This is a genomic window from Bradyrhizobium sp. in8p8 (assembly GCF_000426845.1).
Taxonomy (GTDB): Bacteria; Pseudomonadota; Alphaproteobacteria; order Rhizobiales; family Xanthobacteraceae; genus Bradyrhizobium; species Bradyrhizobium japonicum_C.
The window spans coordinates 320,505-342,375 of the sequence record NZ_AUGD01000010.1; the positions used below are offsets into that span (position 1 = coordinate 320,505).

Consider the following 21,871-nt stretch of genomic DNA (forward strand, 5'->3'; position numbering starts at 1 on the left):
AGCCTTCAAGGACACCCAATGGCCTACAACATCGTCACCATCGCCGGCAGCCTGCGCAAGGAGAGCTTCTCGCTCAAGATCGCCAATGCGCTCGCCAAGCTCGCGCCTGGCTCGCTCAGGCTCGAGGTGATCACGCCGGCGGGCATCTCGTTCTTCAACCAGGATCTCGAGGGCACGCCGCCCGCGGACTGGGTCGCCTTCCGCGAGAAGCTCCAGGGGTCGAACGGCATCCTGTTTGTCACGCCCGAATACAACCGCTCGATCCCGGGCGTCCTCAAGAATGCCATCGATGTCGCCTCGCGGCCGTATGGTAAGAGCTCGCTCCTCGGCAAACCGGTCGGCATCATCTCCAACTCGCCTGGGCTGCTTGGCGGCGTCAGCGCGGCCAAGCATCTGCAGAACGTGCTGCCGGGCATTTCCGGTCCCGTCCTCCAGCAGCCGGAAATCTACCTCAGTGGAGTCGGCGACGCTTTCGACGCAGATGGCAACCTGACCAAGGACTCGCTCAAGACGGTGCTGCAGCAGTACATCGACGCGTTCGCTGCGCACGTGGCGAAGCACCAAGGCTGAGGCCAGATATCCCCGCGGGCACACCCCAGGTCCTCATCCTGAGGACACCGCGAAGCGGTCGTCTCGAAGGATGGCCGCGGGGACAGTCGGGCCTGCATGGTTCGAGACGGCGCTTCGCGCCTCCTCACCATGAGGGTCTGGTGGGGCGGGGAGCTGCCTGCAATTAGCGCTCTCTTAACCAACCTGTCCCATCTTCCCGGGATGGTCTCGCGCGCCCGCCTGAAATCGATCCTGACCGGACTTGCCCTCTATGCGATGGCGGCGGCCATCGTCGGCTATTTCGGCGTCAATGCCTATACCGGCAAATACGGCCTCAACGCCCGCCAGGAGCTCGATCAGGAGATCATCGCGCTGACCAGCGAATTGGCCCAGCTCAAGCGTGAGCGCGCCAGGAGTGAACATCGGGTATCGCTGCTGCGGTCCGAGAAGATCGACCCCGACATGCTGGATGAGCGGGCGCGCTACCAGCTCGATTATGTCAATCCGCGCGATCTCGTTCGGATCATCCCGGCGAATTAGCCATTCGCAGCTCTTCGAAAGCTGCTGCCGAAATCCGATGTACCTGTCTGAGTTCCGGCGAAAGTCGTAAGCCGGGAACCGGGTGACTGTCTTGACGGCAGCGCCGCAACGGCCCCATGGCTTTGTCGCGGTGCTCCAAGTTGACGCAGATCAAACAGGCCGCGCCGGCACGCTCTAAGCTTTCATCCGGAGGAAACAGTGATGAATGGGTCAACGCCCCGGCATCACGCGGCCCGTATCGAGGCCGCCATCGCGTCAGGCCAGGCGGCTCGTTCCGCGCTGGTGGCGTCCTGGCGCCGTTCCTCCAGATTGCATCGTCTCGATCCCGGCGGCCGCACCGCACCGATGCGGCTGACCGAAGCCGAACTGCGCGAGGCGCGCGAGCGCATCGCGCCGCTTCTGGCCGCGGCGCAAGGCGCAATGGACCGGCTTTATCAGGCCGTCGGCGCCGCGGGGTGCTGCGTGTTGCTCGCCGACCGGGAGGGCGTGCCGGTCGATCGCCGCGGCATGGTGGCGGACGACGCGACCTTTCAGTCCTGGGGCCTCTGGACCGGTGCGCTCTGGAGCGAGGAGCACGAGGGCACCAACGGCATCGGTACCTGCCTCGTCGAGCAGCGTCCGCTGACCATCGATCGCGATCAGCATTTCTTTGCCCGCAACACACTTTTGAGCTGCACCGCCGTTCCGATCTACGACCATGAGGCGGCGCTTGCGGGCGTGCTCGACGTATCCTCCTGCCGCGCAGATCGCACCGACGCCTTTGCCGGCCTGATTGCGCTTGCGACGGGCGAGGCGGCCAAGCGTATCGAGGCCGACCTGTTTCGAAAGGCCTTCGCCCATGCCCGTATCGTGCTGACGCAAGCTGCGGATGGAAGTTGCGGGGGCCTCATCGCCGTCGATGCGGACGATCTCGTGATCGGCGCAACCCGCTCTGCCCGGGTGGCGCTCGGACTGGCGCCCGGCCGGGCATTGCAGCCGGTGCCAGCCGCCGACCTTCTCGGCGACGATGCCGCGCGGGATCATCTCGCCGGCGGTCAGCGCGCGGTGTTGCAGCGAGCATTGCTCCGCGCCGGCGGCAACGTCTCGGCGGCCGCCAAGGCGCTCGGCATCAGCCGAGCCACGCTGCACCGGAAGCTCAAGCGGTTCAGGTTGAACGCGCATTGAGCCGCGCAATTTGCGCACTCGCAACGACGACGGTGTGGAAGCTGCGTGCACGCAATCCCGCACTGCCTCGCCCGCGACTGTCGCAGAACTGCGACAGGTCGGCCGCGCCATCGCTTTCCCACGGGCTGACAGGAAACACCTCCCGCGACATCGTCCGCGCAAGTCGCGCCAACGCGACGAATTGCGCAAACAGCAAACATCGGGAGTGATCAATGAACAAGGTGGAATTCCTCAGCGTCACCAAGGTTCCCTTTGCCGAACGCTACGACAATTTCATCGGCGGCAAGTTCGTGCCGCCGATCTCCGGCAAATATTTCGACAATGCTTCGCCAGTGACCGGCCAGATCGTCTGCAAGATCGCGCGGTCCGATGCGCAGGATGTGGAGGCGGCGCTCGATGCGGCGCATGCCGCCAAGGTGGGGTGGGGCCGTACCAGCGTCGCCGAGCGCGCCGCGATCCTGAATCGGATCGCCGACCGCATGGAAGACAATCTCGAGCGCCTTGCGATTGCCGAGACCTGGGACAACGGCAAGCCGATCCGCGAGACCCGCGCCGCCGACCTCCCGCTCGCGATCGATCACTTCCGTTACTTCGCCGGCGTCGTCCGCGCGCAGGAAGGCTCGATCAGCGAGATCGACCACGACACCATCGCCTATCATTTCCACGAGCCGCTCGGAGTTGTCGGCCAGATCATCCCCTGGAACTTCCCGCTGCTGATGGCCTGCTGGAAGCTCGCCCCGGCGCTCGCTGCCGGCAATTGTGTCGTGCTCAAACCTGCCGAGCAGACCCCGGCCTCGATCATGGTCTGGGCCGAGATCATCGCCGACATCCTGCCGCCGGGCGTCCTCAACATCGTCAACGGCTTTGGCCTGGAAGCGGGCAAGCCGCTGGCGTCGAGCCCGCGCATCGCCAAGATCGCCTTCACCGGCGAGACCACGACCGGCCGGCTGATCATGCAGTACGCCAGCCAGAACCTCATTCCGGTCACGCTGGAGCTCGGCGGCAAGTCGCCGAACATCTTCTTCAAGGACGTCATCGCCGAAGACGACGACTTCTTCGACAAGGCGATCGAAGGATTTGTGATGTTCGCGCTGAACCAGGGCGAGGTCTGCACCTGTCCGAGCCGCGCGCTTGTCCACGCGGACATCTATGACCGCTTCATGGAGCGGGCGTTGAAGCGGGTCGCCGCGATCAAGCAGGGCGATCCCCGCGATCCCACGACCATGATCGGCGCCCAGGCCTCTGGCGAGCAGCTGTCCAAGATCCTCTCCTACATCGACATCGGCAGGCAGGAAGGCGCCAAGGTGCTCGCCGGTGGTCAACGTGCCGAACTGACGGGTGATCTCGCCGGCGGCTTCTATATCCAGCCGACCGTGTTCGAGGGGCACAACAAGATGCGGATTTTCCAGGAGGAGATTTTTGGCCCGGTCGTCTCGGTCACGACCTTCAAGTCTGACGAGGAAGCGCTCGCGATCGCCAACGATACGCTCTACGGCTTAGGTGCCGGTGTCTGGAGCCGCGATGCCAATCGCTGCTACCGTTTCGGCCGGGAGATCCAGGCCGGCCGTGTCTGGACCAACTGCTATCATGCCTATCCCGCGCATGCGGCGTTCGGCGGATACAAGCAGTCGGGCGTCGGCCGCGAGACCCACAAGATGATGCTCGATCACTATCAACAGACCAAGAACCTCCTGGTCAGCTACAGCCCGAAGAAGCTCGGCTTCTTCTGAACGAATAGTTCGAGAGGGCGGCGCCGTTCCGGCGCCGTTCTCTGAAACGCGGCCATGTGGCCAATCGTTGTTGATCCGCTCACGATTCGCGCGCGATCGCTTGCATAGATTTGTTGCCCGATCCGCGCCAAAGATTTTGCAATATTTCGATCAGGTTGCAGTGCGGCATAATGAAAGGCGTGGCATGCCGCCGCGGTGCTTCCGCACGCGGTTGACTTGGGTTAGAGAGGGCGAAAGTTTTCTCTGACCCGGAATTCCTATGGCCGCACCCAAGAAAGCCGCCGCAAGCACTCCACAGGACAAGACTGACGGCGGTTCGCCTCCGGAATTCACCAGGGAGCAGGAGCTCAAGGCGTTCCGCGACATGCTCCTGATCCGGCGGTTCGAGGAAAAGGCCGGGCAGCTCTACGGCATGGGCGCGATCGGCGGCTTCTGCCATCTCTATATCGGCCAGGAGGCCGTGGTGGTCGGCATGCAGATGGCCCTGAAACAGGGCGATCAGGTCATCACCGGCTATCGCGATCACGGTCACATGCTTGCCACCGGCATGGACGCCAACGGCGTCATGGCCGAGCTCACGGGCCGCCGCGGCGGCTATTCCAAGGGCAAGGGCGGCTCCATGCACATGTTCAGCAAGGAGAAGCATTTCTACGGCGGCCACGGCATCGTCGGCGCCCAGGTCTCGCTCGGCACCGGGCTTGCCTTCGCCAATCACTATCGCGGCAACGACAATATCAGCGTCACCTATTTCGGCGACGGCGCGGCCAACCAGGGCCAGGTCTATGAGAGCTTCAACATGGCGGAGCTCTGGAAGCTGCCGGTGATCTACGTCATCGAGAACAACCGCTACGCCATGGGCACCTCCGTCTCGCGCGCCTCGGCGCAGCAGGATTTTTCCAAGCGCGGCGTGTCCTTCAACATCCCCGGCAAGCAAATCGACGGCATGGACGTGCGCGCCGTCAAGGCGGCGGGCGAGGAGGCTGCGGCCTGGTGCCGCGCGGGCAAGGGCCCGTTCATCCTGGAGATGCAAACCTACCGCTATCGCGGTCACTCGATGTCCGACCCCGCAAAATATCGCACGCGCGAGGAGGTCGAGAAGGTCCGCCACGATCAGGACCCGATCGAGCAGGTGCGCAATCGCCTCCTCGCAGCGAAGGTCAGCGAGCAGGATCTCAAGGCGATCGACGCCGAGGTGCGTGACGTCGTCAACGCCGCCGCCGATTTCGCCCAGCATGATCCCGAGCCGGATGCAGCCGAGCTCTGGACCGACGTTTACCGCTGAACGCGCGCAAGCTTTCCTTTGGAGTCGATATGCCAATTCAAGTGCTGATGCCCGCGCTGTCGCCCACGATGGAGAAGGGCAACCTCGCCAAGTGGCTGAAGAAAGAGGGCGAGACGATCAAGTCGGGCGATGTGATCGCCGAGATCGAAACGGACAAGGCGACGATGGAAGTCGAGGCGACCGATGAGGGCACGCTCGGCAAGATCCTGATCCCTGAGGGCACCGCCGACGTCGCCGTCAACACGCCGATCGCCACCATCCTGGCCGACGGCGAAAGCGCGGCTGATCTTGCCAAGGCGCCTGCGCCCGCCAAGCAGGAGAAGGCCGCCGAGTCCGCGCCGCCGGCTGCTGCCAAGCCGGAGATGCCGCAGTCGAAGGCGCCGACCGGCGTGCCGCAGCAGGCCGTCGCCGAGCCCGATCCGGAGGTGCCTGCCGGCACCGAGATGGTGACGCAGACCATCCGCGAAGCCTTGCGTGACGCCATGGCCGAGGAGATGCGCCGGGACGCCGACGTCTTCGTGATGGGCGAAGAGGTGGCCGAATATCAGGGCGCCTACAAGGTGACGCAGGGCTTGCTCCAGGAGTTCGGCGCCAAGCGCGTGATCGACACTCCGATTACCGAGCACGGCTTTGCAGGCGTCGGCGTCGGTGCCGCGATGGCCGGCCTGAAGCCGATCGTCGAGTTCATGACCTTCAACTTCGCCATGCAGGCGATCGACCAGATCATCAACTCGGCGGCCAAGACGCTCTATATGTCCGGCGGCCAGATGGGCTGCTCGATCGTGTTCCGCGGTCCCAACGGTGCGGCTGCGCGCGTCGCCGCCCAGCACAGCCAGGATTACTCGGCCTGGTACTCGCACGTTCCGGGCCTCAAGGTCGTCGCGCCGTATTCGGCCGCCGACGCCAAGGGTCTGCTCAAGGCCGCGATCCGCGATCCCAATCCGGTGATCTTCCTCGAGAACGAGGTGCTCTACGGTCACACCGGCGAAGTGCCCAAGCTGGATGATTTCATCATCCCGATCGGCAAGGCGCGCATCGTGCGGTCGGGCAGCCACGTCACCATTATTTCCTGGTCGAATGGCATGACCTATGCGCTCAAGGCCGCCGATGAGCTCGCCAAGGACGGCATCGAGGCCGAGGTGATCGATTTGCGCACGCTGCGGCCGATGGACACCGAGACCATCATCAACTCCGTCAAGAAGACCGGTCGCGCGGTCACGGTGGAAGAAGGCTGGGCCCAGAGTGGCGTCGGCTCCGAGATCGCCGCGCGCATCATGGAGAACGCCTTCGATTACCTGGACGCGCCGGTGACCCGCGTCTCCGGCAAGGACGTGCCCATGCCCTATGCCGCAAACCTGGAGAAGCTTGCTCTGCCCTCGGCGGCGGAAGTCGTCGAGGCCGCCAAAGCCGTCTGTTACAGGTAGACCATGGCGGGCCCGAAGGAGCAGCCACTGCCGCCCGATGTCATGACCCGCGACGACGCGGTCGAGATCCTGCGCGTGTTCGTGCTGGACGGCGGGCTGTCGATGGCGTTCCAGCGCGCCTTCGAGGAGCCCGACATGTGGGGCCTCCTGCTGGTCGATCTCGCCCGTCACGCCGCGCGCGCCTATGCACGCGAGAGCGAGTATACCGAGGAGGACGCGCTGAACCGGATCCTCGAGATGTTCCAGGCCGAGATCGAGCGTCCCACCGACACCGGCACGACGACGCCGCGCGGCAAGGGGCACTGATCGTGGCAATCGAATCCTATCACTACGATTTCATGCTGGAAGCGATCCGCGAGGCGGAATCCTCGATCGCGCAGGGCGGTCTGCCGATCGGTGCCGTGCTGACGCGCGGCAACAAGATCATCGCGCGCGGCCACAACAATCGCGTGCAGGAGAACAATCCCATTCTGCACGGCGAGATGAGCTGCCTGCGCGAAGCGGGCGCGATCTCGTTCCACGACACCGTCATGTACACCACGCTGTCGCCATGCTCGATGTGCGCCGGCGCGCTCGCGCTGTTCAAGGTCAGGCTGGTCGTGATCGGGGAATCCGTCACCTTCGAGGGATCCAAGGACATCCTCGACAAGTTCGGGATCCCGTGGATCGACCTCGCCGACGACCGCTCCATCACCATGATGAAGAATTGGCGTTCCATCGCTGCCAATGAGCGCCTGTGGCAGGGCGACATCGGCAACTAAACCTGGTCTGGTCGTCTTCGCTGTCGGAGGCGACGTTTTGAGAAGTTCTTCGTGAGGTCAGCATGCCCATCAACATCCTGATGCCCGCTCTGTCGCCGACGATGGAGAAGGGCAACCTCGCCAAGTGGCTGAAGAAGGAAGGCGACAAGGTCAAATCCGGCGACGTCATCGCCGAGATCGAGACCGACAAGGCGACCATGGAGGTCGAGGCCATCGACGAGGGCACCATCGCGAAGATCCTGGTGCCCGAGGGCACGCAGGATGTTCCGGTCAACGATGTGATTGCCGTGCTCGCGGGCGAAGGCGAGGACGTGAAGGCTGCGGGTAGCGCCAAGCCCAGCGCGTCGGCCGCGCCCCCGAAAGCTGCTGAAAAGACGGCAGACAAGCCCGCTGTGACTCCTGCTGCTGCGCCTGCTCCTGCGCCAGCGCCGGCGGCGCCCAGCGCGGCTCCGAGCGCCGCGACAGCTGCGCCGCAGGCTGCAGCTCCGGCCGCACAGGCCAATGGCCACGGCGGTCGCGTGTTCTCGTCGCCCCTGGCGCGACGCCTTGCGAAGGAAGCAGGCATCGATGTTGCGATGATCGCCGGTTCTGGTCCACACGGCCGCGTCGTCGCCCGCGACGTCGAGCAGGCCAAGTCCGGCAAGGGCCCGAAAGCACCGGCTGCAGCGCCGTCAGGCGCGCCCTCGATCGCGCCGACCATGTCGGACAAGCAGATCCTGTCGCTGTTCGAGCCCGGCTCCTACGACATCATCCCGCATGACGGCATGCGCCGCACGATTGCGCAGCGCCTGACCGCATCGATCCAGAACGTCCCGCACTTCTATCTCACCATCGACTGCGACATCGGCAAGCTGCTCGCCGCGCGCGAGGAGATCAACGCCGCCGCGCCGAAGGACAAGGAGAAGAAGCCGCTCTACAAGATCTCCGTCAACGACTTCGTTATCAAGGCGATGGCGGTCGCGCTGCAGAAGATCCCGAACTGCAACGTCAGCTGGACCGAAAGCGGCATGGTCAAGCACCACCATTCCGACGTCGGTGTTGCCGTGGCGATGCCGGGCGGCCTGATCACTCCGATCATCCGCAAGGCGGAGACCAAGACGCTCTCGACCATCTCCAACGAGATGAAGGATTTCGCCGCGCGCGCACGTTCCCGCAAGTTGAAGCCCGAGGAATACCAGGGTGGCACAACGGCCGTCTCCAATCTCGGCATGTACGGCATCAATCACTTCACGGCCGTGATCAATCCGCCGCATGCGACGATCCTTGCCGTCGGCACCAGCGAGGAGCGCCCCGTGGTGCGCGGCGGCAAGATCGAGATCGCGCACATGATGAGCGTGACCTTGTCCTGCGATCACCGCGCCATCGACGGCGCCCTCGGCGCCGAGCTGATCGGCGCATTCAAGCAGCTGATCGAAAATCCCGTCATGATGATGGTCTGACGCGGCGGCAGAGGGGGTGATCTTGCATGTCCGGACGCGCTGGCCATGGATATCGCTGCTGCTCGGCGCTGGCGTCGCGCTCAACCCGGTCGGGCTCGATTTTCTTCAGTCCGCCTTCCTGTCGGGAGAGCAGCTGTCGCGGAACATCGCTCAACCCATCGTGTTGAGCGCGCTGGCCATTCTTGTCCTTATTGGGACCATCGAATGGCTGGCCAGGTTTGTTGTCGTCAAGCGCCGCGCCCGCGGCGCCTCTTGAGTTGAACGGGAGCCGCCATGGCCGATACATCCTTCGACGTCATCATCATCGGCTCAGGTCCCGGCGGCTACGTTGCTGCGATCCGTGCCGCGCAGCTCGGCCTCAAGACCGCAATCGTCGAAAAGTCCTATCTGGGCGGCATCTGCCTGAACTGGGGCTGCATCCCGACCAAGGCGCTGCTGCGTTCGGCGGAGATCTACCACTACATGCAGCATGCCGGGGATTACGGCCTCTCGGCGGAAAAGGTCTCGTTCGATCCGAAGGCGGTGGTGCAGCGCTCGCGCGGCGTCTCCAAGCGCCTCAATGAGGGCGTCGGCTTCCTGATGAAGAAGAACAAGGTGAGCGTAATCTGGGGCGCCGCCATGATCGACGCGCCGGGCAAGATCACCGTGAAGAAGTCCGACGTCGAGGGACCGAAGGGCGCGTTGGGCGAGGGTGCCTATCAGGCCAAGCACATCATCGTCGCGACAGGTGCGCGGCCGCGCGTGCTGCCCGGGCTCGAGCCCGACAAGAAGCTGATCTGGACCTATTTCGAGGCGATGGTGCCGGAGCGGATGCCGAAGTCGCTGCTGGTGGTCGGCTCCGGCGCGATCGGCATCGAGTTCGCCTCGTTCTTCCATACCATGGGCTCTGACGTCACTGTGGTCGAGGTGCTGCCGCAGATCCTGCCCGTTGAGGATGCCGAGATCGCAGGTCTTGCGCGCAAGCGGCTCGAGAAGCAGGGCATCAAGATCATGACCTCGACCAAGGTGACCAAGCTGGAGAAGAAGGCCGATAGCGTCGTCGCCACCATCGACGACGGCAAGGGCAAGCCCGTCACCACCGAGTTCGAGCGAGTGATCTCGGCGGTCGGCGTCGCCGGGAACATCGAGAACCTCGGTCTCGAAAAGCTCGGCGTGAAGACCGACCGCGGCATCATCGTGATCGACGGCCACGGCAAGACCAACGTCCCCGGCATCTATGCCATTGGCGACGTCGCGGGCCCCCCGATGCTCGCGCACAAGGCCGAACATGAAGGCGTGATCTGTGTCGAGGCCATCAAGGGCCTCAACCCGCATCCCATGGACAAGAACATGATCCCGGGCTGCACCTACTGCCATCCACAGGTCGCATCGGTGGGCCTCACCGAAGCCAAGGCCAAGGAGAGCGGCCGCGAGATCCGCGTCGGCCGCTTTCCCTTCGTCGGCAACGGCAAGGCCATCGCGCTCGGCGAGGACCAGGGCCTGGTCAAGGTCATCTTCGACAAGAAGACCGGCCAGCTGCTCGGCGCCCACATGGTCGGCGCCGAGGTCACCGAGCTGATCCAGGGTTACGTCGTCGCCATGAATCTGGAGACGACGGAAGAAGAGCTGATGCACACGGTGTTCCCGCATCCGACGCTCTCGGAGATGATGAAGGAAGCCGTGCTGGATGCGTATGGAAGGGTGTTGAATGTTTGACGGCGAGCACGCCGCCCGCCGTCGTCATTGCGAGCGAAGCGAAGCAATTGCTTCGTCGCAAGAGCTCCTTGCAATGACGAGAGGAAATAGCTGCTTCAATAAGCAAGAAGAAAGAGCCCACGGATGAAAGACAACGACAACCTCACCATCGAACGCCCGACCTTCGTCACCCATCTCGAATGCGCGATGGAAGGCGATCACTACGCCGCCGACCAGGTCCACAACCTCTCCAAGGCCGGCAAGCCGCTGCTCGTCCGCTACGACCTCGCCGGCGTGAAGCAGGCGCTGACCAAGGATGCGCTCAGCCAGCGTCCCGGCGACATGTGGCGCTACCGTGAGCTGCTTCCGGTGCGCAAATGCAGGGACATCGTCTCGCTCGGCGAGGTGACCACACCGCTGATCCGGCTGCCGAAGCTCGGCGCAAAGCTGGGCGGCGGCGAGATCATCGTCAAGGACGAGGGGCGGCTGCCGACCGGCTCATTCAAGGCACGCGGCCTCGTCATGGCGGTGTCGATGGGCAAGGCGCTCGGCATCAAGCACATGGCGATGCCGACCAACGGTAATGCCGGCGCGGCGCTGGCGGCCTATGCGACGAACTGCGGCATCAAGACAACGATCTTCTGTCCGGCCGACACGCCGGAAGTGAACGTCAGCGAGATCGAGCTGCAGGGCGCGACCGTCTACCGCGTCAACGGCTATATCGACGATTGCGGCAAGATCGTTGGCGAGGGCAAGGCAAAGGTCGGCTGGTTCGACACCTCGACGCTGAAGGAGCCGTACCGCATCGAAGGGAAGAAGACGATGGGTCTCGAGCTCGCCGAGCAGCTCGGCTGGGACGTGCCTGACGTGATCTTCTATCCGACCGGCGGCGGTACCGGCCTGATCGGCATGTGGAAGGCGTTCGACGAGCTCGAGAAGATCGGCTTCATCGGAAGCAAGCGCCCGCGCATGGTTGCGGTGCAGGCCTCCGGCTGCGCGCCGATGGTGCGCGCTTACGAGGCTGGCACGGAGCACGCCACACGATGGGAAGACGCCCAGACCATTGCGTCGGGTATCCGCGTGCCGCAGGCAATCGGCGATTTCCTGATCTTGCGTGCTGTGCGCGAAAGCAAGGGCTTCGCGATCGCTGTCGACGATGACAAGATCTCCTCTGCGCTGAACGAGGTTGCGCGTGAGGAGGGGCTGTTGTTGTGCCCTGAGGGCGCCGCGACCTACGCCGCCTACAAGCAGAGCCTCGCCGACGGCCGCGTCTCGAAGGGTGACCGCGTGATGCTGTTCAACTGCGCGACTGGCCTGAAGTACCCGCTGCCGCCGGTCACCCGCGCGCTCGATCGCCACAAGCCGATCGATTACGCGCAGTTCTAGCGGCGCGATAGGCTACGAATGATCCCTCTTCCCGTACGCGGGCAGAGGGCCAAAAACAAAGATTTCGCTGGGGAGAGAACAATGACGAAGGCCGCCTGGGCTGCGCTGATTGCTATTCTCGTTGTGACCGGCGCCGCGCGCGCCGATGACTATCCCACCCGTCCCATCACCATCATCGTGCCTTTCGCGGCCGGCGGGCCGTCCGATGCCATGGCGCGGGTGCTTGCCGAGCGCATGAGAGTGCCGCTCGGCCAGCCCGTGGTGATCGAGAACGTCACCGGTGCAGGCGGCTCGATCGGCGTCGGCCGCGCCGTGCAGTCGCCGCCGGACGGCTACACCATTTCCTTCGGCCATCTCGGCACCCACGTCGCCAACGGTGCCGTCTACAAGCTCAAGTTCGATCTCGTCGCCGACCTCGAGCCCGTGGTGCTGCTGCCGAGCAATCCGATGATCCTGGTCACCAAGAATTCGGTGCCCGCGACCTCGCTGAAGGAGCTGTTGGCGTGGTTGAAATCGCGGCCGTCGCCCCCGACCGCAGGCACCGCCGGCGCCGGCTCCGGCAGCCACATCGCCGGCGTCTATCTCGAGAACGTTTCCGGCATCAAGCTGCAATACGTGCCGTATCGCGGCACCGCGCCGGCGCTGAACGATCTCATCGCCGGACAGATCGACCTGATGGTCGACCAGACCTCCAACTCCATCGGTCAGGTCCGCGCCGGCACCATTCGTGCCTACGCCATCACCGACGACAAGCGCCTGGCATCGGCGCCGGAGATCCCGACGGCGGACGAGGCCGGCTTGAAGGGCTTCAACATGACGCTGTGGTCGGGGATGTGGGTTCCGAAGGGCACGCCGAAGGAAATCGTGGCCAAGCTCAACGCCGCGGCCGTCGAGGCGCTGAACGATCCCGCCGTGAGGAAGCAGCTCGAAAGCCAGGGCCTGGAGATGACACCGAAGGATCAACTCACGCCCGAAGCGCTAGGCACGCGTCAGAAGGCCGAGATCGCCAAATGGTGGCCGATGATCAAGGCCGCGAACATCAAGGTGGACTGATCGCAGGTGCGTAGGGTGGATCAGCCAAGCGTAATTCTCCAACTTCTTTGCCGCCGGGGAAGAGGTGGATCACGCCTTCGGCCAATCCACCCTATGAACCCAACCTAATCCGCGTCCGTAGATGCCACCGGAGTTGCCGCGGCCGCGTCCTTGGTCACCACCCGCTGGTCGCTCTTGCCGGCGACCATGCTGCTGCCCTCGAACCTTGCGCGGTAGACCAGCACGTTCTCGATCACGCGCTGGACGTAGTTGCGCGTTTCCGACAGCGGGATGCGCTCGACCCAGTCGACCGGATCGACGTTGGGGTCCCGGGGATCGCCGCGCTTCTGCACCCATTCGCGCACGCGGCCGCGGCCGGCATTGTAGCCGGCGAAGGTCATGATCTGGTTGCCGCGATATTCCGAGAGCAGCGCGCTGAGCTCGGCGGCGCCCATCTGCGTGTTGTAGACGGGATCGGAGACCATCTTGTCCCAGTCGTATTTCAGGCCGAAGCGTTTTGCGGTGTCGCGCGCGGCTTCCGGCGTCACCTGCATCAGCCCGACCGCATTGGCGTGCGACTTGTCTCGCTGCTCGAAAGAGCTTTCGGTCCGCGCCACCGAATAGATCACGCTCGTCTCGATCGCGGGCGCGACCTGCTTGTGCTCGGGAATGCCGATGGTCGGGAACGCATAATGATCGAGCGCGAGCCCGCGCGCCAGCGCCGTCTTTCCGACCTCGAGCATCACGCGCGCATGGTTGTGCCGGCCGGCGAGCTCGCCGAGTGCTTCGAGCGCCGCGACGTCGGTGCTCTCCTTGGCGAAATCCCGAGCGTAGTAGAACACCATGTCGCGCTCGCCGAGGGCGTAGAGCATGTCGGCGGCGCGCACGCGCTCGTCCGCGACGTGTGTATCGGCGGCGGCCAGCACGGGTGCGGGCGGTCGCAATTCGATGCCTTCGAGGCCGAGCTTGGCGCGGGCGAGCTGGCCGTAATAGGCGGTGTGATAGCGCGCCGCCGCCCGATAGCTCATGCGCGCATCTGCCATCGCCCCCATGGCTTCTGCCGCGCGGCCGCGCCAGTAATGTGCCCGCGACAGCGCGATCGGATTGGTCGACCCGGCGTCGATCGATGCGAAATGCGCCATCGCCGTCTTGGGATCGTGGAGATAGCGTAGTGCGATCCAGCCGCACATGAAGTGATAGTCGACGCGATAGACTTCCTTTTCGGGCACGGCGGCCGTGTGCACCACCTCGTAGGCGGTCCTGGCCTTGCCCTGGTCGAGCAGCTTGCGCGCCAGCATGCGGCGCTCGCGCCACCAGGCATCGGTGTCCTGCGCCGCCATCATGTCGGGCTTGGCAGCGAGGATCACCTCGGCCGCGTCGTCGATGCGGTCGTTCTGAAGATGCCATTGTGCTCGGCACAGCACGTAGCCGAGATCGTGCCGCTCGCCGGCCGGGACCTCCTCGAGATAGTCCTTGGCCTTGCTCGCTTTGCCGGTGACGGCGGCGCAGGCCTTCACGATCGCGAGCGCGTCATCGCCGAGCCGTTTGGCCGCGCGCCTCGCGCCTGCGTAATCCTTGGCGCCGAGGCGCTTGTCCATGCGCGCGCGGTGATCGTCGGCGGACAGAAGGTCGCGGAACGTCGCGTAGGAATCCTCCTCGCTGCGCTCGGACAATTCCTCAGCGCGCCAGGCCTCGCGTACGAGCCGCGCCGCCCTGTCGGTCTCGCCCCCGGCGAGCAGTACGCGAGCGAGCGCAAACTTGCCCTTGGCGCTGATTGGCCGGTCCATCGTGAATTTGTGCACGGTAGCGGCGTCGCTCTTCTCCTGCCACAGCCGCGCCTCGGCGCGCCGGCGCAGAAGCGTGCGGCTCGGCCAGTCCGGATTGGCGGCGAGGAAGGCTGCGTAACGCTTGAAACTCGCCGTGCTGTCGGAATGACGCAGCATGAACCAGTCGGCGAGCTTCTGTCCGGCAGGGTCCGCGATACGGTCCCGCGCCGCGCTGGCGTCATCGGTCCTGCCCTTGCGCGCGAGATCGATGGCGTCCTTCAGTGCAGCGAGGTCGCCGGTCAGCGGCGGCAGTACCGGCTTGCCCGAGGGCTCGTCGGCCGTCTTCTTTGGCTTCCGTTTCGCCTCGGAGTGCTTGCCGTGCCGCGCCTTGCCGGCAGAGGCATGGCCGTGCTTGCCGGCTTTGGCCTCATGCGTCTTCTTCGGCGCGGACGGTTTATGGCTGCTCTTGGCCGAGACCTCGGTGGGAACGAAGGCCATCGCGGCCACGGCAACGACACACGCGAGCGAGCGTAGGCACTGGTTCATTGGATGGTCCCCCTGCGAAACCACTACAAACCAAGGTCCGCGATGGCATGCGGCTTGAGAATCAAAGCACCGGACGGCGCGACATCATCGTGTCGCATTCCTCACGCTGTCGCAACAATGCGGCAAAATCCGGTTGTGATAAGCGGAACTTGCGCAAGGGCGAAAAGGTCGCGCTTTAACCTTTGTTAACGATGAGGACTCCCACGACGGCAGACCCGACCTGGGGCGACCGCAGGGCGCAGATAACGCGTGTTCCCGTGGCCAGTCAGGTGTATGGAGTTCCATCGTTCCTTCCTTCAGCCTTTGCCTGCGCACCTATGCCGATTTTCAACCAGTCGATCCGGCGCAAGATCGTCGGCGTCGCCCTCGGATTGATCGTCCTGATGCTGTTCACCTCGATCCTGTCGATGGTGATGTCGAGCCAGGTCGGCGTCCTCCTGGACGAGCTCACCAATCGATACATCCCGGCCTATAGCCATCTGGCGCGCGCCAACAGCCGGTCGTTGGAGCGGGGGCTGGCGCTGCGGCGGATGGTCATGACCCGGATGGAGGCGCCCTCGGATGAGGAAGCCTACGCGGCGCGCCTTCGCGACTTCGAGGCGTCGGACCGCAAGATCGAGGAGGAGGCGGAGGCCGCGCGGAAACTGATCAACGCGATCATCGATGATCCCAGGACGTATTCCGACAACGCCGCACTGGGGCGGATCGATAGCCGCATCGAGACCGCCGTCAGCGAGCTGCGCCGCGACCTGAGCGAGGACCATGCCAAGCTCATCAAGCAGGTCGAGGCGAAGCAGATGTCCGAGGCCCGCGGCACGCTGGAGCACATCGACGCGCTGCGCGATCAGTTCAACCGGAAGGTCGACACGATTCGCGCCGACATGCTGACGCAGGTCTTCTTCTCGACGTCACAAGTGATCGGCCGCCAGCACCAGGCCATCATCGTTTCGGGTGTCGTGACATTGCTCGCGGCGATCGTCGGATTTGCCTTCGCGCTGTTGGTGTCAAGCGGCATCACTCGCCCGGTGCGGCTGCTGCTGGCCGGCACCCGCGAGGTCGAGGCAGGCCGGTTCGACAAGCCCATCACCGTCTCCACGCAGGACGAGATCGGCGAGCTCGCCGCGGCCTTCAACCGCATGATCGAGCAGCTCAGGCACAACGAGCGCATCCGCGAGACGTTCGGCCGCTACATCGACCCCAAGGTGGTGCAGGGCCTGATCGACCGGCCGGAGGTCGCGATCGACGGCGAGCGCCGGGTGATGACCATCTTGTTCTGCGACATGAGCGGCTTCACCTCGATGAGCGAAGGCATGACGCCGCGCGGCCTCGTCAAGGTGATGAATCACTATTTCACTGTGATGTCCGGCCCGATCAGGAGCAATCGCGGAGTCATCGACAAGTATATCGGCGACGCCATCATGGCGTATTGGGGGCCGCCCTTCATCGAGGAGGATGAGGCGGCGCTGCTTGCCGCGCTTGCTGCGATCGAGATGGCCGACCAGGTGCCCGCGCTCCAAAAGCAATTGCCCGATTTGCTTGGCATCCGCGCCATGCCGGCGCTGTGCGACCTGCGCATCGGCATTGCCACCGGTGAGGTTCTCACCGGCAGCATCGGCTCCGAGCTCATGATGAGCTTTACCGTCATGGGCGACGCCGTGAACCTCGCTTCGCGGCTGGAGGTCGTCAACAAAGTCTACGGCACCCGCATCCTGATCGCGCAGGGCACGGCGGATGCCATCGGCGCGCGCCTTGAACTGCGCGAGATCGACCGTCTGGCGGTGGCGGGCCAGAGCGCGCCCCAGGCGATCTTCGAAGTGATGGGCAGGGCCGGCGCACTCACCGATGCGCAGGCAGGTCTGCGCACGCACTATGCCGAAGGCCTCGCTGCCTATCGTGCCCGGCGCTTCGACGACGCCCGTGCGGCCTTCAACGCGGCGCTCGAGGCGATCCCCGGTGACGGGCCCTCGCGCACGATGCTCGGCCGCATCGCCCAGTTCGCAGCCAATCCGCCCGATGCCGGTTGGGACGGCGCTTGGCGGCTGGACCAGAAATAGTCTGCCGCGAAAAAATTGATGCTACCCGATAACGATGTTCGCTGTGACCTATTTCCCGGGATTAGGTTTGTTGCCCCTGAGGCGTCTGACGGGGATACGCCGATGACACATCTTACGGACAGGCTGGAACGGTTCGAGACGCTCACCGCCGAATGCGAGCTGATCGCCAAGCTTGCGACCGACAGCAGCAAGCGCGAGTTTTATCTGAAACTCGGGGAGCAGTATCGCCAGCTGGCGCTCGACATCCGGCGGGCGATCGCCACCACGGCTGCGGCCTGAGGCCGGCAGCAATCCGTTCTTAACATTTAACGCGCATCGTCAAGGCACGCGAGCTGCCGCTGACCGGTGATGGCTCGTGGTGGGAAAGCCGGGGTTCGTTGCATTGCAGCGTGTCTCGTGAGTGTCATTTGTCATGCTTGACAGGGCAACCCCATGCGCCTCGTTGCGGTGATCATTATCGCGCTCATGACGGTGGCCTGCGATCAGGAGCAGGACATCACCGGCTCGACGACGCCAGCCTGTCCGATGCGAAACTACAGCTACAATCCACGCGACTTGAGCCAGTGCGTCAATGCCTGCAGGTCGTGCGACCGCGGGACCACGGTCACCTGCACGACCTCCTGCACCCTCAAAGGGGCGCGCTGAACCGTTTGGAGAGCCGCGAGTTCGCGATTCCGGCCTGAGGTCACAGGGGCTGGTGCCCAGGCACCGGAACGATTCACCTGGATCAATCATTGATAGAGGCGGGCAGACGCGGAGCTCAATGGAATGGGTATGCTCGATCCCGGCCGATTTCTGGTGTCGTGCTCGCACTGCGATGCTTGGCCGATGGCGGCCAACGTCAAGCGGTCGAGTTGGTCGGCGTCTCCAAACGAGGTCCGCTTTGTCTGCACGCGCTGCCGGCGCGAGGAAACAGCGATCGTCTCCGCCTCCGGCGAGTTGATGCCCATCAAGCGCGTCGATGATCCGCCACGCGACGTCGCTGTCGCCTGGGCCCGGGCCCAGCGTTTACGGGGGCGGACCTGAATCGTCGATGCCGAGCAATCGTCGCGTAGCAGCTGCCGATCGATTGACTCCCGGCTTCTGCGCCCCGTAGATTGGCTGCCGACGGTTCTCCTTTCGGAGATCAAAAGGGAATGTGGTGCGAGGTCTTCCCAACGCCGGGATCTTCTCAACGCCACGGCTGCCCCCGCAACTGTAAGCGGTGAATCTCTCGTCCTATGCCACTGGGAATCTCGGTCCTGGGAAGGCGATGCAGAGGTGACGACCCGCGAGCCAGGAGACCTGCCGTCAGCCGTGGTCACACGCGAAGATGTCGGTCGGGGAGTACGGACATCAGCTTCACCGGAGCAATCGATCGCTCCGCCGTAAAGCCTCGTTCGCTGTGACGTGCCACTGACGTCTTCCGAGGCTAGAATTGTGTCCTGTTTCGTCACTGCCGCCAGGCGCTGCTGCGCCGGCATCGTTGCGGCCTTTTCCTTTCATTCGCTCAATCTCTCCATCGCCAACGCCGAGCAGCTTGCCGCCGAGCAACTGCCGCCGGTCGAGGTGACCAACTCTGACGATCAGAACCGTACGCGTGCGAGGGTAACCGGCGAAGGCGATAGGGGGCGGCGCCGGGCGACGCCGACCGGGGCGCCGGCGGGGACCAACTCGGCCGGCCCGGGCAGTGAGGCCGACAACGATGGCGGCATCGTCGGCGCGGCCACGACCGTCGTCACAGCCGCGGACCTCGCGCACGCGCCCACGCAGAATCTGGCCGAGATCATCGCGGCACAAGTGCCAGGCGCCCAGATCACAACGTTCTATGGCGGCCCGATCGGTGCCAAGACCAGCGTCGACCTGCGCGGCTTCGGTTCCTTCGCTACGGCGAATACGCTGGTGCTGGTCAACGGACGGCGGCTGAATGACATCGACATGGCGCAGGTGGATCTCGCCACCATCCCACTCAATGCCATCGAGCGCATCGAGATCACGCGCGGCAATTCCGGAGCGGTGCTCTACGGGGACAATGCGGTCGGCGGTGTCATCAACATCGTCACCAAGAACGGCGTCGGCGGCCCACCGGCGACCGCGCGCATCGAGGCCGGTTTCGGCTCGTTCAACACCCGGCTTGGCAACGTCTCGACCGCGCTCAATTCTGGTCCCTGGTCGACCTCGTTCTACGGCAATGCCGCCAGGACCGATGGCTACCGAGACAACAATCGTTACGTCCAGGAGAACGGCGTCGGCAATTTGAACTACACGACGCCTGGCCTGACCGCCTTTCTGACCGTCACCGGCGACAATCAGGCGCTGCGGCTGCCGGGTGGCCGCCTCATCGATCCCTCGATCGGCCTCGACGAGCTCGCGACGAACCGTCGAGGCACCAGCACGCCATTCAACTACGCCAACCAGCAGGGCTTTGGCGCGACGGCGGGATTCACGAAGACCCTGGTGAACGGCGTCGATCTCATCGTTGACGGCGGCATGCGTGACAAGAAGCAGCAGAGCGCGTTTTTCTCGAGCCCGACGCCGGTCCCAGCTTTATTCACGTCGACCTATGTCGATGCTGAACTCGCGACATGGTCGATCACGCCGCGTCTCAGCGTGAAGAGCCTGCTGGGCGGAATGCCGTCGCAGCTGTTGACCGGAGTCGACTATTACGATGCGAGCTTTCGGCAGAACCGCGGGGCAGGTCAGGGTCTCGCTGCCTGGCACAACTACGATCTCAGACAGCGCACGGTTGCCGGGTATGTCCAGCACACATTGGGTGTAACGCCTACAACCGACATCTCCTATGGCGCGCGGGTGCAGAGCATCCATCTCACGGCCCGTGACTATTTCGACCCGGCGGCTCCGTTCAATGCCGATATCGGCGCGCTTCCGCTGCGGAGCGATGAAACTCAATATGCGCTGCACCTCGGTGCCGAGCATCGCGTCAGCGACACCGTCGCGCTGTTTGGCCGCGCTGCGCGCGCGTTCCGCACCCCTGACGTTGACGAGCGGGTATCGTCGGGTCCTTCATTCGATCCGTTCTTCAACCCGCTGCCGCAAACGTTCCAGCTCAAGACCCAGACCTCGCAGGACATCGAGGGCGGGCTGCGCATCAGAGGGGGCGGCTTGCAGATGCAGAGCAGTCTCTACCTGATGGACCTCACCAACGAGATCCATTTCAATCCGGTCCTGTTCTATAACACCAATCTCGATCCGACCCGCCGTTACGGCTCGGAGACCAGTATCTCCTATCGCATCAGCGACGCCCTGCTTTTGCGTTCCGGCATGGCCTACACACGAGCTGTCTTCCGCGAAGGCATCTGGGCGGGCAACGACGTGCCGCTGGTCTCGCGTTACACCGCCAGTGCAGGCGTTACCTGGAACATCTGGCAGAACTATCTGGTGCTCGATGCCACCGCACGCTTCTGGAGCGAGCGCCGCATGGACAACGATCAGGCGGGAACGCAGAAGCCGATTCCGGCCAATGGCACGATCGACCTCAAGGTCAGTGGTCAATATGAGCGCTACTTCTGGTCGTTCAGCGTCAACAATGTGTTGAACGCGCTCTATTACGACTACGCCATCGCAAGCACCTTCACGGACGGACGCTTCAACGCCTACCCGCTGCCCGGTCGCAGTTACCTGCTCAAGGCCGGTGCCACGTTTTGATCCCACGGGGCTGTCATGTGCCCGCAAATCAAACTAGAATTGGACAAGAAGGAGATCACTCATGGTTTTCAGTATTTTCCCATCCGACACTGACCGTTTCCGCCTCCATCCGGTGGCGCCGCGTCTTGCGCCCATGTTCGGCTTTGCGCTGTTGACGGTTTCATGCGCGCTCGCAAGCTTGGCGTTCGCCTGCGCGACGCCCTTCGCAGCGTTCGCCGTCTTGGCGGCCGCGATGCTGCCGCTGCGTCCGGCGCTTCTCGTCGTGACCGGCGCCTGGCTCGTGAACCAGACCATCGGCTTCGGCGTGCTGCACTATCCGGCCGATGGCAACGGCATCGCCTGGGGCTTTGTGATCGGCGCGGCGGTGCTGTTGTCCACGGCGGCAGCGTCGGCCGTGCTGCGCACACTGCCGCAGGGCCGTGCGGCCCTGATGCTCGCGATTGCGCTGTTTGCGGCCTATGCGACCTACGAGCTTGCGCTCTTCGCCGCGACGCCGTTCCTGGGTGGAGAGGCCGCCTTCACGGCGGACATCGTGGCACGCCTCGGGCTGACCAGCGCGGTCTGGCTTGCCGGCCTCGTCGCGGTCTGCGAGGTCGTCCGCCTGGTCGATCCGTTCAGCCGCAAGAGTGCGATGTCGGTCTGAGCGGTCGTTTCCTGGCCCGTAGGGAGCGAACCGCAGTTCGGGGCGGTTCGCCCGGCATCTTGAGCTTGCCCGGAATACGCCGGCGCTCCACCGGGGCCGCGGCGTGCCTGTGTCGCCCTCTGTCAATCCGCGCACAAAAAGATTCCGCTTTACCGAAATTCGGAAACGGCGTATGTGTGGCCCATCCCGGCTCATCCTTGAGGGGCGATCGTGTGGTCGTCATGTTCGCGAGCCGG

At 64.3% G+C, this 21,871-nt stretch carries 21 protein-coding genes and 1 riboswitch; of the genes, 19 read left to right on the forward strand and 2 right to left on the reverse strand.

From position 1 onward, the window contains the following. Positions 1–18 precede the first annotated feature (18 nt). The 3 genes from K408_RS0125565 to K408_RS0125575 all read left to right on the forward strand — a co-directional run bounded on the left by K408_RS0125565 (position 19) and on the right by K408_RS0125575 (position 2,253). Complete coding sequence (locus K408_RS0125565; protein ID WP_024341323.1) at positions 19–570, forward strand: NADPH-dependent FMN reductase; 552 nt, start codon at positions 19–21, stop codon at positions 568–570. 201 nt (positions 571–771) lie between these two features. Beyond that, entirely contained in the window at positions 772–1,089 is a 318-nt protein-coding gene (locus tag K408_RS0125570) for an FtsB family cell division protein (protein WP_024341324.1), read from the forward strand. A 201-nt stretch (positions 1,090–1,290) separates the two neighbouring features. Beyond that, the gene (locus tag K408_RS0125575) at positions 1,291–2,253 is read left to right on the forward strand and encodes a helix-turn-helix domain-containing protein (RefSeq protein ID WP_024341325.1); all 963 of its coding nucleotides are present in this window, start codon (positions 1,291–1,293) and stop codon (positions 2,251–2,253) included. Here K408_RS0125575 and K408_RS42270 read toward each other — a convergent pair. Then, positions 2,234–2,473, reverse strand: coding sequence for a hypothetical protein (locus tag K408_RS42270; RefSeq protein WP_155248625.1), 240 nt, complete (start codon positions 2,471–2,473; stop codon positions 2,234–2,236). The two genes, K408_RS0125575 and K408_RS42270, sit on opposite strands and share 20 nt — an antisense overlap. Here K408_RS42270 and adh point away from each other — a divergent pair. The 10 genes from adh (at position 2,466) to K408_RS0125625 (ending at position 13,002) form a co-directional block, all read left to right on the forward strand. Further along, positions 2,466–3,983 (forward strand): aldehyde dehydrogenase, encoded by a 1,518-nt coding sequence (adh, locus tag K408_RS0125580; protein WP_024341326.1) that lies wholly within the window; start codon positions 2,466–2,468, stop codon positions 3,981–3,983. The two genes, K408_RS42270 and adh, sit on opposite strands and share 8 nt — an antisense overlap. A 259-nt stretch (positions 3,984–4,242) precedes the next feature. Next, the gene (gene pdhA / locus K408_RS0125585) at positions 4,243–5,265 is read left to right on the forward strand and encodes a pyruvate dehydrogenase (acetyl-transferring) E1 component subunit alpha (RefSeq protein ID WP_024341327.1); all 1,023 of its coding nucleotides are present in this window, start codon (positions 4,243–4,245) and stop codon (positions 5,263–5,265) included. Positions 5,266–5,294: 29 nt separating this feature from the next. Beyond that, positions 5,295–6,689: a pyruvate dehydrogenase complex E1 component subunit beta gene (locus K408_RS0125590; RefSeq protein ID WP_024341328.1), complete on the forward strand. Its 1,395-nt coding sequence runs from the start codon at positions 5,295–5,297 to the stop codon at positions 6,687–6,689. 3 nt (positions 6,690–6,692) lie between these two features. Further along, on the forward strand, positions 6,693–6,995 hold the full coding sequence (locus K408_RS0125595; RefSeq protein ID WP_018320291.1) for a DUF5076 domain-containing protein: 303 nt from the start codon (positions 6,693–6,695) through the stop codon (positions 6,993–6,995). 2 nt (positions 6,996–6,997) lie between these two features. Then, a complete protein-coding gene (locus K408_RS0125600; RefSeq protein WP_024341329.1) occupies positions 6,998–7,450 on the forward strand; it encodes a nucleoside deaminase in 453 nt (150 codons plus the stop codon). 62 nt (positions 7,451–7,512) lie between these two features. Next, entirely contained in the window at positions 7,513–8,889 is a 1,377-nt protein-coding gene (locus K408_RS0125605; protein WP_024341330.1) for a pyruvate dehydrogenase complex dihydrolipoamide acetyltransferase, read from the forward strand. A gap of 16 nt (positions 8,890–8,905) precedes the next feature. Next, positions 8,906–9,145: a hypothetical protein gene (locus tag K408_RS0125610; RefSeq protein ID WP_349509769.1), complete on the forward strand. Its 240-nt coding sequence runs from the start codon at positions 8,906–8,908 to the stop codon at positions 9,143–9,145. A 17-nt stretch (positions 9,146–9,162) separates the two neighbouring features. Beyond that, a complete protein-coding gene (lpdA, locus tag K408_RS0125615; protein WP_024341332.1) occupies positions 9,163–10,584 on the forward strand; it encodes a dihydrolipoyl dehydrogenase in 1,422 nt (473 codons plus the stop codon). A 123-nt stretch (positions 10,585–10,707) separates the two neighbouring features. Next, entirely contained in the window at positions 10,708–11,949 is a 1,242-nt protein-coding gene (locus K408_RS0125620) for a threonine synthase (protein WP_024341333.1), read from the forward strand. 81 nt (positions 11,950–12,030) lie between these two features. Continuing rightward, a complete protein-coding gene (locus K408_RS0125625) occupies positions 12,031–13,002 on the forward strand; it encodes a tripartite tricarboxylate transporter substrate binding protein BugD (RefSeq protein ID WP_024341334.1) in 972 nt (323 codons plus the stop codon). A gap of 104 nt (positions 13,003–13,106) precedes the next feature. On the opposite strand, the gene K408_RS0125630 is transcribed toward K408_RS0125625, so the two are convergent. Next, positions 13,107–15,293, reverse strand: a complete 2,187-nt coding sequence (locus K408_RS0125630; protein WP_024341335.1) for a lytic transglycosylase domain-containing protein — start codon at positions 15,291–15,293, stop codon at positions 13,107–13,109. A 317-nt stretch (positions 15,294–15,610) separates the two neighbouring features. Between K408_RS0125630 and K408_RS0125640 the strand changes: the two genes are divergently transcribed. The 6 genes from K408_RS0125640 (at position 15,611) to K408_RS0125665 (ending at position 21,635) form a co-directional block, all read left to right on the forward strand. Continuing rightward, entirely contained in the window at positions 15,611–17,347 is a 1,737-nt protein-coding gene (locus K408_RS0125640) for an adenylate/guanylate cyclase domain-containing protein (protein ID WP_024341336.1), read from the forward strand. A gap of 102 nt (positions 17,348–17,449) precedes the next feature. Further along, positions 17,450–17,626 carry a hypothetical protein gene (locus tag K408_RS42870; protein WP_196232397.1) on the forward strand — a complete coding sequence of 59 codons (177 nt, stop codon included), beginning with the start codon at positions 17,450–17,452 and terminating at the stop codon, positions 17,624–17,626. A 153-nt stretch (positions 17,627–17,779) separates the two neighbouring features. Continuing rightward, entirely contained in the window at positions 17,780–17,992 is a 213-nt protein-coding gene (locus K408_RS0125650) for a hypothetical protein (RefSeq protein ID WP_024341337.1), read from the forward strand. A gap of 123 nt (positions 17,993–18,115) precedes the next feature. Then, positions 18,116–18,373 carry a hypothetical protein gene (locus tag K408_RS0125655; protein WP_024341338.1) on the forward strand — a complete coding sequence of 86 codons (258 nt, stop codon included), beginning with the start codon at positions 18,116–18,118 and terminating at the stop codon, positions 18,371–18,373. Between the two features lie 65 nt (positions 18,374–18,438). Further along, a riboswitch (cobalamin riboswitch) is annotated at positions 18,439–18,653 on the forward strand. Between the two features lie 113 nt (positions 18,654–18,766). Beyond that, positions 18,767–20,992, forward strand: a complete 2,226-nt coding sequence (locus tag K408_RS0125660; protein WP_024341339.1) for a TonB-dependent receptor — start codon at positions 18,767–18,769, stop codon at positions 20,990–20,992. 61 nt (positions 20,993–21,053) lie between these two features. Continuing rightward, positions 21,054–21,635 carry a hypothetical protein gene (locus tag K408_RS0125665; protein WP_024341340.1) on the forward strand — a complete coding sequence of 194 codons (582 nt, stop codon included), beginning with the start codon at positions 21,054–21,056 and terminating at the stop codon, positions 21,633–21,635. The last annotated feature ends 236 nt before the right edge of the window (positions 21,636–21,871 follow it).

Bases quoted from the DNA above. Each gene is read 5' to 3' on its own strand.
- K408_RS0125565 (WP_024341323.1), top strand. From the start codon at position 19: ATGGCCTACAACATCGTCACCATCGCCGGCAGCCTGCGCAAGGAGAGC.
- K408_RS0125570 (WP_024341324.1), top strand. From the start codon at position 772: ATGGTCTCGCGCGCCCGCCTGAAATCGATCCTGACCGGACTTGCCCTC.
- K408_RS0125575 (WP_024341325.1), top strand. From the start codon at position 1,291: ATGAATGGGTCAACGCCCCGGCATCACGCGGCCCGTATCGAGGCCGCC.
- adh (WP_024341326.1), top strand. From the start codon at position 2,466: ATGAACAAGGTGGAATTCCTCAGCGTCACCAAGGTTCCCTTTGCCGAA.
- pdhA (WP_024341327.1), top strand. From the start codon at position 4,243: ATGGCCGCACCCAAGAAAGCCGCCGCAAGCACTCCACAGGACAAGACT.
- K408_RS0125590 (WP_024341328.1), top strand. From the start codon at position 5,295: ATGCCAATTCAAGTGCTGATGCCCGCGCTGTCGCCCACGATGGAGAAG.
- K408_RS0125595 (WP_018320291.1), top strand. From the start codon at position 6,693: ATGGCGGGCCCGAAGGAGCAGCCACTGCCGCCCGATGTCATGACCCGC.
- K408_RS0125605 (WP_024341330.1), top strand. From the start codon at position 7,513: ATGCCCATCAACATCCTGATGCCCGCTCTGTCGCCGACGATGGAGAAG.
- lpdA (WP_024341332.1), top strand. From the start codon at position 9,163: ATGGCCGATACATCCTTCGACGTCATCATCATCGGCTCAGGTCCCGGC.
- K408_RS0125620 (WP_024341333.1), top strand. From the start codon at position 10,708: ATGAAAGACAACGACAACCTCACCATCGAACGCCCGACCTTCGTCACC.
- K408_RS0125625 (WP_024341334.1), top strand. From the start codon at position 12,031: ATGACGAAGGCCGCCTGGGCTGCGCTGATTGCTATTCTCGTTGTGACC.
- K408_RS0125630 (WP_024341335.1), bottom strand. From the start codon at position 15,293: ATGAACCAGTGCCTACGCTCGCTCGCGTGTGTCGTTGCCGTGGCCGCG.
- K408_RS0125640 (WP_024341336.1), top strand. From the start codon at position 15,611: ATGCCGATTTTCAACCAGTCGATCCGGCGCAAGATCGTCGGCGTCGCC.
- K408_RS42870 (WP_196232397.1), top strand. From the start codon at position 17,450: ATGACACATCTTACGGACAGGCTGGAACGGTTCGAGACGCTCACCGCC.
- K408_RS0125650 (WP_024341337.1), top strand. From the start codon at position 17,780: ATGCGCCTCGTTGCGGTGATCATTATCGCGCTCATGACGGTGGCCTGC.
- K408_RS0125655 (WP_024341338.1), top strand. From the start codon at position 18,116: ATGGGTATGCTCGATCCCGGCCGATTTCTGGTGTCGTGCTCGCACTGC.
- K408_RS0125665 (WP_024341340.1), top strand. From the start codon at position 21,054: ATGGTTTTCAGTATTTTCCCATCCGACACTGACCGTTTCCGCCTCCAT.